The organism is Crenalkalicoccus roseus, assembly GCF_004761865.1.
Taxonomy (GTDB): domain Bacteria; phylum Pseudomonadota; class Alphaproteobacteria; order Acetobacterales; family Acetobacteraceae; genus Crenalkalicoccus; species Crenalkalicoccus roseus.
On sequence record NZ_SJDM01000005.1, the window covers coordinates 212501 to 224611 of the forward strand.

Annotated in this window: 7 protein-coding genes, 1 tRNA gene, 2 rRNA genes and 1 pseudogene (1 of these 11 running past the window's edge); 4 read left to right on the forward strand and 7 right to left on the reverse strand. The window is 69.5% G+C overall.

The annotated features are described in order from the left end of the window. The 3 genes from ET526_RS07125 to ET526_RS07135 all read left to right on the forward strand — a co-directional run. Positions 1-2133 (forward strand): 23S ribosomal RNA (locus tag ET526_RS07125) (it extends 620 nt beyond the left edge of the window). A gap of 140 nt (positions 2134-2273) precedes the next feature. Further along, positions 2274-2388, forward strand: a 5S ribosomal RNA gene (rrf, locus tag ET526_RS07130). Positions 2389-2407: 19 nt separating this feature from the next. Next, positions 2408-2484: transfer RNA gene (locus ET526_RS07135), tRNA-Met, on the forward strand. 35 nt (positions 2485-2519) lie between these two features. On the opposite strand, the gene ET526_RS07140 is transcribed toward ET526_RS07135, so the two are convergent. From ET526_RS07140 to ET526_RS07170, 7 genes are all read right to left on the reverse strand, one after another. Continuing rightward, complete coding sequence (locus ET526_RS07140) at positions 2520-3518, reverse strand: D-2-hydroxyacid dehydrogenase (RefSeq protein WP_135466986.1); 999 nt, start codon at positions 3516-3518, stop codon at positions 2520-2522. A gap of 23 nt (positions 3519-3541) precedes the next feature. Beyond that, positions 3542-4417, reverse strand: a complete 876-nt coding sequence (locus tag ET526_RS07145) for an amidohydrolase family protein (RefSeq protein ID WP_135466987.1) — start codon at positions 4415-4417, stop codon at positions 3542-3544. 188 nt (positions 4418-4605) lie between these two features. Beyond that, positions 4606-4884, reverse strand: coding sequence for a hypothetical protein (locus ET526_RS07150; RefSeq protein WP_240048292.1), 279 nt, complete (start codon positions 4882-4884; stop codon positions 4606-4608). Between the two features lie 136 nt (positions 4885-5020). Continuing rightward, positions 5021-6490, reverse strand: coding sequence for a sensor histidine kinase (locus tag ET526_RS07155; protein ID WP_135466988.1), 1470 nt, complete (start codon positions 6488-6490; stop codon positions 5021-5023). Between the two features lie 13 nt (positions 6491-6503). Further along, positions 6504-7184 carry a winged helix-turn-helix domain-containing protein gene (locus ET526_RS07160; protein ID WP_135466989.1) on the reverse strand — a complete coding sequence of 227 codons (681 nt, stop codon included), beginning with the start codon at positions 7182-7184 and terminating at the stop codon, positions 6504-6506. 142 nt (positions 7185-7326) lie between these two features. After that, complete coding sequence (locus ET526_RS07165; RefSeq protein ID WP_135466990.1) at positions 7327-8436, reverse strand: S1C family serine protease; 1110 nt, start codon at positions 8434-8436, stop codon at positions 7327-7329. A 365-nt stretch (positions 8437-8801) separates the two neighbouring features. Beyond that, on the reverse strand, positions 8802-10388 hold the full coding sequence (locus tag ET526_RS07170; RefSeq protein WP_158295518.1) for a cobaltochelatase CobT-related protein: 1587 nt from the start codon (positions 10386-10388) through the stop codon (positions 8802-8804). Positions 10389-11398: 1010 nt separating this feature from the next. On the opposite strand from ET526_RS07170, the pseudogene ET526_RS07180 reads away from it, so the two are divergent. Then, a pseudogene (locus ET526_RS07180) lies at positions 11399-12063 on the forward strand (IS5 family transposase). Positions 12064-12111: the final 48 nt, after the last annotated feature.

Below are 12111 nucleotides of genomic sequence, written 5' to 3' on the forward strand. Positions count from 1 at the left end.
AGCGAAAGCGAGTGTGAACAGCGCGACCAGTCGCCGGCAGAAGACCCGAAACCGGGTGATCTAGCCATGGCCAGGCTGAAGGTGGGGTAACACCCACTGGAGGGCCGAACCCACGCCTGTTGAAAAAGTCGGGGATGAGCTGTGGCTAGGGGTGAAAGGCCAATCAAACCCGGAAATAGCTGGTTCTCCGCGAAATCTATTGAGGTAGATCGTCGTCCGATCGCCCCCGGAGGTAGAGCACCGGAAGGGCTAGGGGGGCCCAAAGCCCTACCAAACCCTACCGAACTCCGAATGCCGGGGAGCGCAGGGCGGCAGACAGACGGTGGGTGCTAAGGTCCATCGTCGAGAGGGAAACAGCCCAGACCACCAGCTAAGGCCCCCAAATCGTGGCTAAGTGGGAAAGCATGTGGGACGGCCAAAACAACCAGGAGGTTGGCTTAGAAGCAGCCATCCTTTAAAGAAAGCGTAATAGCTCACTGGTCTAGACAAGCTGTCCTGCGGCGAAAATGTACCGGGGCTCAAGCCACGTGCCGAAGCTGTGGGCTTGCCAAGGGCAAGCGGTAGCGGAGCGTTCCCTAGGCCTGCGAAGCCGGACCCGCGAGGGCCGGTGGAGGTATGGGAAGTGCGAATGCGGACATGAGTAGCGACAAGGAGAGTGAGAACCTCTCCCGCCGGAAGTCCAAGGGTTCCTGCGCAAGGTCAATCCGCGCAGGGTGAGCCGGCCCCTAAGGCGAGGGCGAGAGCCGTAGCCGATGGGAACGGGGCGAACATTCCCCGGCCCGCCAGAGGTGACGACCGAGCAAGCCGTGTCAGCCCTTATCGGATTGGGCTGGCTGGTGGATCGGTCCGGGAAACAGCCCTGGCATATGGACCGTACCCGAAACCGACACAGGTGGACTGGTAGAGCATACCGAGGCGCTTGAGAGAACGATGCTGAAGGAACTAGGCAAATTGCTCGCGTAACTTCGGGATAAGCGAGACCCCGTGCCGGGCAACCGGGGCGGGGTGGCACAGAGCAGGGGGTGGCGACTGTTTAGTAAAAACACAGGGCTCTGCGAAGTCGAGAGACGACGTATAGGGTCTGACGCCTGCCCGGTGCCGGAAGGTCAAGGGGAGGGGTGCAAGCTCCGAACCGAAGCCCCGGTAAACGGCGGCCGTAACTATAACGGTCCTAAGGTAGCGAAATTCCTTGTCGGGTAAGTTCCGACCTGCACGAATGGCGTAACGACCTCCCCACTGTCTCCAGCATCGGCTCAGCGAAATTGAACTCCCCGTGAAGATGCGGGGTACCCGCGGTCAGACGGAAAGACCCTATGAACCTTTACTGCAGCTTCGCAGTGGCGCCAGGAAGGGGCTGTGTAGGATAGGTGGGAGGCTGCGAAGCCGGGGCGCCAGCTCCGGTGGAGCCACCCTTGAAATACCACCCTGCGCCTTTCTGGCGTCTAACCGCGCCCCGTCAGCCGGGGCCGGGACCCTGCGTGGCGGGCAGTTTGACTGGGGCGGTCGCCTCCCAAACGGTAACGGAGGCGCGCGATGGTGGGCTCAGGCCGGTCGGACATCGGCTGTCGAGTGCAAAGGCACAAGCCCGCCTGACTGCGAGCGCGACAGCGCGAGCAGAGACGAAAGTCGGCCTTAGTGATCCGGTGGTCCCGCGTGGAAGGGCCATCGCTCAACGGATAAAAGGTACTCTAGGGATAACAGGCTGATCTCCCCCAAGAGTCCACATCGACGGGGAGGTTTGGCACCTCGATGTCGGCTCATCGCATCCCGGGGCTGGAGCAGGTCCCAAGGGTTCGGCTGTTCGCCGATTAAAGCGGTACGTGAGCTGGGTTTAGAACGTCGTGAGACAGTTCGGTCCCTATCTGCCGTGGGTGTTGGAGACTTGCGAGGATCCGTCCCTAGTACGAGAGGACCGGGATGGACGCACCTCTGGTGCACCGGTTGTCGCGCCAGCGGCACCGCCGGGTAGCCAAGTGCGGACAGGATAACCGCTGAAAGCATCTAAGCGGGAAACCCCCCTCAAAACCAGGTCTCCCCAAGGGCCGTGCCAGACCAGCACGTCGATAGGCCGCAGGTGGAAGTGGGGCAACCCATGCAGCCGAGCGGTCCTAATCGCCCGATCGAACTCCCCAGCCCCAGCACCGCAGCAGGCCAAACCAGCCTGCACCGCACGCAGCACCAAGCCGCGCCCCGCGCGCCACGGCAACAACAGCCGCACCCCCACACCACACCCACAGCCTTCCACGATCAAACCACCAGGTCTGGCCTGGTGGCCCGGTGGCCATCGCGGGGTTGCCACACCCGATCCCATCCCGAACTCGGCCGTGAAACACCCCAGCGCCCATGGTACTGCCGCTCAAGCGGCGGGAGAGTCGGTCGCCGCCGGGCCACCAGGCCAGACCACCACCGCGGGGTGGAGCAGCCCGGTAGCTCGTCAGGCTCATAACCTGAAGGCCGCAGGTTCAAATCCTGCCCCCGCATCCATCACACCCCTCACACCAAAACACGAAATACAGGGCTCACCCCCGCCGCGGCACCAGGTTGCGCAGCATCTCGCCGCGGCACCAGCGCGCCAGGTTGTCGGCGAAGATCGCCGCCACCCGTTCCGGCAGCCCGTCCGAGGCGGCGGCACTGTGCGGAGAGACGATGACGTTCGGCAGCCCCCAGAACGGGCTGTCGGGCGGCAGCGGCTCGGTGGCGAAGACGTCGAGGAAGGCGCCGGCGAGCTGTCCCGTGCGCAGCGCCTCCAGCAGCGCCTCTTCCACCACCACCCCGCCGCGCGAGACGTTCACGAGATGCGCCCCGCGCGGCAGCAGCGCCAGCGCCTGCGCATCCACCAGGCCGCGCGTCGCCTCCGTCAGCGGGCAGGCGAGGATCAGCCACTCGCTCCGCGGCAGCAGGTCGGGCAGGGCGGCGAAGCCGGCAACCGCATCGAAGCCGGGAGGAATGCCGGCGCCCGGATCGCGGCGCACCCCCGTCGCGCGGAGGCCGAGGGCGCGGCAGAGCCGGCCGATCTCCTGCCCGATCGGCCCGGTGCCCACCACCAGCGCCGCCTGCCCCGCGATGTCGCGCGGCTCCGGCGGAGCGTAGAGCGGCTCCCAGGCGCGGCGGCGCTGCGCCTCGGCAAGCCGCGGCAGCTGCCGCGCCAGCGCCAGCAGACCAGTCACCGCCGTCAGCGCCACCGCCGGCGCACTGGCACCAGCCGCGTTGGTCAGCGTCAGGCCACGCGCCAGCATCTCCTGGTAGAGCGGCATGTCGGTGCCGGCGGAGAAAAGCTGCACCCAGCGCAGATCCGGCGCCGCCTTCAGCAGTTCCACGAAGCGCAGGAAGCGCGCGTTCAGCCGCTGCCGCGTGCCGCCGACGAAGAGGTCGCGCGAGAGGAACGCCACCTCGATCCCCGCCGTGTCCGGCAGGGGGCCTTCCGGCGCCACCGGCACCAGCCTCGCCTGCGGCACGGCGGCGCGGATGCGCGCCCCATGCCGCTCCGCCGCCACATCCGACAGCAGGACCCGCACCACGGCTCGGCTCCCCCTGTGCGGCGTCAGAAGCCGTAGAGTTGGGCGGGGTTGTCCACCAGCACGCGCCGGCGCAGCGCCTCGTCCGGCAGCCAGGCCGCCAGGCGGTCGGCGAGCGCCGCGTCCTCCGGCACCGGCCGCGGCGGGTAGTAGGCGACATGCGGCCAGTCCGAGCCCCAGACGCAGCGCGCCGGATTGGCGGCGAGCAGCGCCCGCGCCGGCGCATCGGCGCCCGGCCAGGGCGCCACGCCCTCATCCACGCGGTCGGCGCCCGAGATCTTCACCCAGGCGCGCTCCTCGCGCAGCAGGTCGCAGAGCAGGCGGAAGCCGGGATGGCGCAGCGCCGCCTCGCCCGGCGGCGGCTTGCCCATGTGGTCCACCACCAGCGCCATGCCGTGGGGTTCGAGATGCGGCAGCGCCTCCGCCAGCCGGTCCACATGGATCCACACCTGCAGGTGCCAGCCGCGCTCGCGCAGGCGCGGGGCGAGCTTCGGCAGCACCTCCAGCCCGACGCCGTTGCGCATGCTGCCGGCGAGATTCAGCCGCACCCCGCGGGTGCCGGCGGCATGCAACTCGTCGATCTGGCGGTCGGTCGCCTCCGCCCCCAGCACGGCGATGCCACGCAGCCGGTCGGGAAAGCGGCGCAGCGCGTCGAGCAGGTTGGAGTTGTCGGTGCCCTGTACGCTGGCGGTGACCACCACGCCGCGCGCGAAGCCGAGCGCATCGAGATGCGCGGCGTGGTCCTCCACCAGCGTCTCCGGCATGGTGTAGCTGCGGTCCTCGGCCAACGGAAAGCGGGCGTAGGGGCCGAAGACATGGGTGTGGCAGTCGCAAGCGCCTGGGGGCACCGGAAAGGAGGGGCGGCGGCCGGGGGGCAGCGGGGGCTGGCAGAGTCGGGTCAAGCGTCCGTCCTCCCGTCGGGCGGCATGTCGCGGGATGGAAGGAGCCGCCGCACCGCCTTCGGCCGCAGCGCCCGGACGTGGGGCGGCCCCGCCGTGGCAAGGTCCGCCGCCGATGCTCGCGTTTCCTCCACCCTTCGGGGCGGAGCATGGCGCGGTTCGCGCGCCCCCTCAAGCCGGGGCGCCCCGGCTCAGCGGTAGTAGTAGCCGTAGGGAGGCGCGTAAGGGGTGGCGAGGGGCTGGCGCGGCGCCGTCAGCGCGCCCCCGGCGGCCCCCAGGGCGCCGCCGACGATGGCGCCGGTCGCCGGGTCGCCGGTGGCGAGCCCGCCGATCGCCGCCCCCGTTCCGGCGCCGAGCGCCGCGCCGCCGATCGCGCGGGTGGCGGGGTCGCGCTGGTCGATATAGGCGCAGCCGGTCGTCGCCAGCAGCGCGAGGCCGGCGAGCGCGGCAGGAATCCCCGATCGGGCCATCATCCGCTCCTTTCCTCGTCTGGCAGCGGCACCGGTGCGGTGCGCCGCGCGGTATCGGGACCGAACGCGGCGGGCCGGCCCGGGCGGCGGCCACGCGGGCGGAACCATCGCTGACAGATGGTGGAGCAGCGGCGGCTCAGGGCAGGGGCAGGCGCAGGGTGGCACGCAGCCCCGGCGGCTCGCGGCCCGGCGCCGCATCCTCGAGCCGCAGCTCCCCCCCGTGCAGCGAGGCGACCGCCTGCACCAGCGACAGGCCGAGGCCGGAACCCGGCGTGCCGCGCGAGCGATCGGCGCGGAAGAAGCGTTCCCCCGCGTGCACGCGGTCCTCCGGGGCGAGGCCCGGCCCGTCGTCGGAGACGGCGATCTCGACCCACCCTTCGGTCGCGCGGGCGGAGAGCAGGACGGCGCCGCCGGGCGGGGTGAATTTGATGGCGTTGTCGAGCAGGTTCGCCACCGCCTGCAGCAGCAGGTCGCGGTCCCCCACCAGGTCCAGCCGGCGGGGCAGGTCGGTGGTCAGGCTCTGCTCCCGGGCCTCGGCGGTGGCCTCGTAGAGCTCGGCGGCGTCGGCGAGCACCTGCGGCAGGTCGAAGCGGGCGAAGGCGGCGCGGCGCGCCCCCGCCTCCGCCTCGGCGATGCGCAGCAGGGCCTGGAAGATGCGGCTGATGTTGTCGAGGTCGGCGATGCCCTGCTCCACCGCGGCGCGCAGCGTCTCCTCCTTGGTGGCGGTGCCCTCGGGCGCGCTCGCCAGCGCCTCCTCCAGCTTGGCGCGGGCGCGCGCGATCGGGGTGCGCAGGTCGTGCGCGATGGCGTCGGAGACGCCGCGCACCCCCGCCATCAGCGTGCCGATGCGGTCGAGCATGACGTTCATCGTCGCCGCCAGGCGGTCGAACTCGTCCCCCCGCCCGGACAGGGCGACGCGGGAGGCGAGGTTGCCGTCGGCGATGGCGGCGATGGTGGCGAAGGCCGGGCGCATGCGCCGCTCCAGCGCCTGGCGCATCAGCCAGGCGCCAAGGAGGGCGAAGGCGACCACGGCGCCGGAGGCCCAGATCAGCCCCTCCGTCAGCATGCCCTGCAGCCGCTCGCGCTCGGTCTCGTCGCGGCCGATCAGCAGCCGCAGATCCGGCAGGTTCACGAGGTAGAAGCGGGCATCGGTCGGCGTGCCGTCATGCGGGACCCGTGCCAGGAACCACGGCCCGCCCTCCTGCGGCACGCCAGGGGGCCAGGCGTCGAGGTTGCCGGCGAGGCGCCGGCCGGTCTCGGCCTCCACCAGCAGGTAGATGGCCTCCCCCGCCATGTCCTCGGCCAGCCGCTCCTCGATCGCCTCGATCAGGCCGAGGCGCTGAGCCTCGCGCCAGCGCTCGGTCAGCGCGATGGCGTCGGCGCGGATGGCGGCGTCGGTCTGGCGCACCAGCGCGCCCGAGGTCGCCCACCAGAACACCGCCATCAGGATCATGGCGGCGGAGGTGAACATGGCGGCGAACAGCACCGCGAAGCGGAAGCCGGCGCTACGCAGCAGCCGCGGTGGGCCGAGCCGCACCGTCTCCTCGACCCCGCCGGCGGGCCGGGACCGGCGGCCCGACACGGCCTTCAGGGTGCGGAAGGACATGCGGCGGCCCCGCTCAGGGTTCCGCCCGGATCATGTAGCCGGCGTTGCGCACGGTATGGATCAGCGGCCGGTCGAAGCCCTTGTCCACCTTCTGGCGCAGCCGGGAGACATGGACGTCGATGACGTTGGTCTGCGGATCGAAATGGTAGTCCCACACCTTCTCGAGCAGCATGGTGCGCGTCACCACCTGCCCGGCATGGCGCATGAGATGCTCGAGGAGCTGGAATTCGCGCGGCTGCACCTCGATCCTCCGGCCGGCGCGCGAGACGGTGCGGGAGAGCAGGTCTATCTCGAGGTCGGCGACCTTCAGCCGGGTGGCCGGCGCGTCCACCGCCGGGCGGCGGCCCAGCGCCTCGACCCGCGCCAGCAGCTCGGCGAAGGCGAAGGGCTTCACCAGGTAGTCGTCGCCGCCCGCCTTCAGCCCCTTCACCCGCTCATCCACCGCCGAGAGGGCGGAGAGGAACAGCACCGGGGCGCGGTGGCCCTGGCTGCGCAGCGTCTCCACCAGCCGCACCCCGTCCACGCCGCCGGGCAGCATGCGATCGAGCACCAGCACGTCGAACTGCTCGGAAGCGGCGAGGAACAGGCCGTCGCGCCCGTTCGCCGCGTGCTCCACCGTATGCCCCGCCTCCTGCAGCCCCTTCCGCACGAAGCGGGCCACCTCGGCATCATCCTCGACCAGCAGGATCCGCATCTCGTCTTCCTCGCCGCGGCGCCGGCGCCGGCCGGGCCGCTTTCGTCTCCGGCCCGGGGACTCTAGAGCATTTCCGCGTCGGCGCACGCCTGGCGGGCCGCGCCCCGCCCCCCGCGATCGGTCGCGGTGCCCGCCACCGCGCTCAGCTCACGCCGGGCGGCCGGCGCCCGACCTGGACCGGCAGCTCCCGCTCCCGCCCCTCGCGCACCACGGTGAGGCGCACGGTCTGGCCCGGCGGGGCCAGGGCGACGCTGCGCACCAGGGCGCGGGAGCTCTCCACCCGCTCGCCGTTGACCGCCGTCACCACGTCGCCCGGACGCAGCCCGGCGCGCGCCGCGGGGCTCGCCCGCTCCACCGCCGCGATCAGCACCCCGCCGGAGCGCGCCGGGCTGCGCCCCGGCTCGGGCGGCAGGTCCTGCACCGAGACGCCGAGCCAGCCGCGCTCCACCCGGCCGTCGCGGCGGAGCTGCTCGATCACCGGCCGCGCCAGGTCGGAGGGGGTGGCGAAGCCGATGCCGGCCGAGGCGCCGGAGGGCGAGTAGATGGCGGTGGAGATGCCCACCACCTCGCCGGCGATGTTGAACAGCGGCCCGCCCGAATTGCCCGGATTGATGGCGGCATCAGTCTGGATGAAGTCGTCGAACGGCCCGGCGCCGATCTCCCGCCCGCGCGCCGAGACGATGCCCGAAGTGACGGTGCCGCCGAGGCCGAAGGGGTTGCCCGCCGCCAGCACCCATTGCCCGATGCGCAGGCTGGCGGAGGAGCCCCAGGGCACGCTGGCGAGCCGCCCCCGGGGCTCGATCCGGAGCAGGGCGAGGTCGGTCAGCTCGTCGGTGCCGACCACGGTGGCAGGGTATTCCGACCCGTCCTGCAGCGAGACCACGACGCGGGTGGCGTTGCCGACCACGTGGTTGTTGGTGACGATGTAGCCCGCCGGATCGATGATGAAGCCGGAGCCGGCGCCGATGGTCTGCCGGCGCCGCTCGCGCAGCCGTTCGCGGAAGTAGCGCTCGAAGGGCGTGCCGCGCAGTTCGGGCGGCAGTTGCGGCACCTGCTCGCTGGTGACGGCGATGTTGACGACGGCGGGCAGCACCCGCTCGGCGAGATCGGCGAAGTCCGGCACCAGCATGGAGGCGGCGCCACGCTGCGCCGAGGCGGGAGGGGCGCAGCCGGCCAGCGGCAGGGCCGGCGCGGCGAGGGCCAGCGCCGCGAGGGCGAGCCCGAAGCCGCGGCGGTCGAGTGGTTGGGGCATCCGAGAGGCCATTCCTGTCGCTGTGCCGCCGGAATGGGCGGAACACAGCATCAAGTCTGGGCGCCGGTACCGGGAGCTTCAACCCTCGGGCACCCTGGCGCGTCCCTTCCCCCCGCCTGGAGCCGGTTCACGCCCCCGGCTGCCCGATCGCAGCCACCACGACAATGTTGTGACGGGAGAACATCGGGCTGCCCGCCTTCCGCTCCCACCGTCACCAGCAGCAGCGAATCAGATAACCCTGCATCAGGGCGAGAACTCTCGAAGCGAGGGTTCTCGAGGTATCTTCCTGTTGGTTGCACGTCTGCACGCCGGTATCTGACAAGCAGTCGGAGGCAGTTCAGCGATTCGATCCAGCGGGGGCATTCTTACTTACTGTTTACGATGAGATGCCAAGCTAGCGACAGGCCGTCGCGTCCTGCCTCCGTCCGCCAAACTGCGGAGCTTCGGTAAAGGGCGCCTAGCTCGCGATTGACCCCGAGCGCAGCTAGGTGCACATGGCCCGCCTCTTCAATTGCTGCTATGACATCGCGAAGGTGGCGTTCAAGGTAGTCGCCCGGATTCGCCGAAAGAGTACTATCGTCGACCGGCGCCCCGTCGGTGACGACGAGCATCCGCCTCCGAAGGGCAGGCGCGCTGAGCGCGCGGCGATACGCCCAGGCGAGAGCCTCACCATCAATGTTCTCCTTTAGGAAGCTTTCGCAAAGCAGGAGGCCAAGCCGATCTATGGTTCCCTCCCAAGGCTCATCCCAGCCTTTGAAGATGACATGGCGAAGATCGTTCAGCCGTCCCGGATTCCGGGGCTTGCCATCGGAGATCCACTTCTCCCGGCTCTGCCCGCCCTTCCAGGCCGCAGTCGTGAAGCCCAGAAGATCGAGACTGCCGCCGGCGCGGACGATCGCATCGCCGAGGACCGCAGCTAGCGCTGCGACACATTGCAAAGGGTAGCCTCGGAGAGATCCAGAACAATCGAGCAGCAGCGTTACAAGCGTTCCATGCAGGTCGGCATCGCCCCCGAACGCGCTGTTCTCTGTGCCGAGCAAGGCCCAGGCCGCACGCTCCAGCCGATCCTTCAGGCCACCCTCTTCAGAGATCGGGATAAGGTCAGCCGCACCGACTTCCTCGTCGAAGTCGCGCGTGTAGGCCTTGTAGGTTGGAGTATCCAGCGCGAGCCGCGGATCGTCGGGCGACGGCGCCGGCGAGCCGATCAGTTCACCGGCTGGTGGAGGGAAGGACCCTACTTCCTCCAGCCACCGAGCCGCCGAGCAACTGCCCGCCGCGGCAGCGCGCCTGAGCCACTCCCGCAGAAGGGCGAGGTCGGCGGCGGCGATCCGAGCAGGCCATCCAGCATCGTCTAGGTCTCGCAAGCTGGCAAAAAGGAGGGTGGCGACCTCTTCCGTTGCGGCGGCATCGCTCTGGCTCGCCAACTCAAGCTGAAGATGTGGGACGACGGCGAGAGGCATGGCGATCAGTGCCTCGTCTCTAGGTCTGCCGTCGTGCTCCAGCCAAGCCAAGCGTCCAAGGCCGTGTGCGCCGGGTCGGCGCGCCAGGATCGGGACATCAGAAGGTAGGGCGGCGAAATGCGGTACGAGACCCGTCAGCGGTGGACCACTGTCTGCTCTTTTAGCTTTAAACTCCGTCCACTCTCCGTGTTTAGTGCCAAGACTAACTTCTGTAAGCGGTACCCAGCCTTCGCTGATCCAGGATGGGCGGCGAGACGTCACACCGTTGTTGTACGAAGTGCGAAGCTGGACACCATTGTCTGTGCAGGGGTGCTTCGGCCAAGGTGGGCCTAGCTCGTCAAAGAAGACCCGGCCGCCGGTGGGCGACTGGTAGAAGAACACCAATGCGCCGCAAACGGGGCAGCGAGCATTCGGGCTCACATAGCTGTCGAAGCGCGCCTCGGCACGGTGCCACGCGCGTGTCACGCTTGGTGCGGCCGTGAACGTGCGCATGGTGCCAACGTACTTCACGCACCAGCCGCAAGTGCACCAAGGGTAATGATTATAGCCGGGCATTCAGGACTCTTCCCAGCACGCAGCATATAGCGAATAGCCGCACGGCCGGAAGAGCGATGTTGTTGCGGGAAGGCGCTGCTCTCCTCCGGCCGTCTTGCCTTCGGCTCGAGGCAACGAAGCGGGCACGGCAAGCATCCGCACGACACCGATTCTTGCGCCACGGCCGAGCACACGACCGCCCCGAGACGGTATGACCCCGGCCGGTTTTGTTCCCGAGCGACGGCGGGGATGCGCCCGCCCGTCCGGTTCGACCCGGGGAACCCACCGCCACCGGGCGCTTGGTGTTCCTGCTGCGGGCGCCATGCGCCGCAGGGCGGTGGCCGATGGTGGGGCAAGGCCCGGCCCCCTCCGGCTGGCGCTGCCGGACCTGCCATCCGCCCGTGCACCTGGCGCCGGGCGCGGTGGTGGAGCGGCGGACATGACCGGCGCGGGTCCTCCCCGGCTGGTGGCGTATGCGGGGCGCGGAGGCGCAGGACTTCGCCAGCGGCAGAGGGAATATTAGCGATACATAATATGTCCCATGTCCCGGCCGGAGGCGGGGGCACGCCGCACCGGGTGCTGGGGTCCGTCGATGGGCAGCGCGTGGTGACGGTCCGGATGGCAGAGGGCAAGGCAGCCGAAGCGGGCGCCTGACTGGTGGCGTGGCGCCCGATCCACGCCGTATCGTTACCTACCTGCTACCTAGGCTGTTTCCGAACTCGGCGGCGGGCTTGCTATCTACTTGAAAAAATTTGCGGACCCGGCGCGATTCGAACGCACGACCTTCCTTCGGAGGCAAGCCTAGCCCGCTGTAGGGGTTTGCGGGCGATCCCGGCGACAACATAACATTTTGAAAGCGCCTCATTTAAATAAATGCTGCGCGGCGTTGAAAGTCGTTGCGACAACATGCCGCACGCTGTTACCTAGTTGCTACCGAGGCCGGCTAAATCCTGAACTTACTCAAAGTGCTGGACGCGACGCGGTTCGATTTGAGCCAGGTGGAATGGCGTATCATCGAGCCTCTGCTGCCTGGCGCCGACGGCCGGCGGATGGGGCGGCCGCGCACGGACGACCGGCGCGTGCTGAACGCGATCTTCTTCGTGCTGCGGACCGGCATGCCCTGGCGCGACCTGTCCGAGCGGGTACGGGCCGCACACCACGGCGCACAACCGCTTCAACCGTTGGGCCAAGCGGGGTGTGTGGCTGTCGATCTTCGAGGCGCTGGCCGCGCGCTCGCCCGGCTCGCTCGCGCTGATCGACAGTTCGATCGTGCGCGCCCACCAGCACGCAGCCAGCGGCAAGGAGAGGGGCGGATCGCGCCACCGGTCGTTCTCATGGCGGACTGAGCGCCAAGATCCACGCCCGCGTCGATTCCCGCGGCCTACCGGTGCGCCTCGCCCTCTCCGCCGGCCAAGCCGCCGACATGATCCACCCTGCCGGCGGGCGCGACCACGTGCCCACCACACGGCAGAAACGCAATCAGATCAGCGTGCAGCCCCCGCTCTACCGCCAGCGCAACCTGATCGAGCGATGCTTCAACCGCCTCAAGCACTTCCGACGCCTCGCCACCCGCTTCAACAAGCTCGCCCGCAACTACCTCAGCACCGTCGCTCTCGCCGCCATCAGGCTGTAGACAAGGTCTGAATCCAGACCCTAAGCCGCGTGGACAAACCTGATCCAC

Coding starts and splice junctions, on each gene's coding strand:
- ET526_RS07150 (WP_240048292.1), bottom strand. CDS start 4,884: ATGGCCCGATCGGGGATTCCTGCCGCGCTCGCCGGCCTCGCGCTGCTG.
- ET526_RS07155 (WP_135466988.1), bottom strand. CDS start 6,490: ATGTCCTTCCGCACCCTGAAGGCCGTGTCGGGCCGCCGGTCCCGGCCC.
- ET526_RS07160 (WP_135466989.1), bottom strand. CDS start 7,184: ATGCGGATCCTGCTGGTCGAGGATGATGCCGAGGTGGCCCGCTTCGTG.
- ET526_RS07165 (WP_135466990.1), bottom strand. CDS start 8,436: ATGCCCCAACCACTCGACCGCCGCGGCTTCGGGCTCGCCCTCGCGGCG.
- ET526_RS07170 (WP_158295518.1), bottom strand. CDS start 10,388: ATGCGCACGTTCACGGCCGCACCAAGCGTGACACGCGCGTGGCACCGT.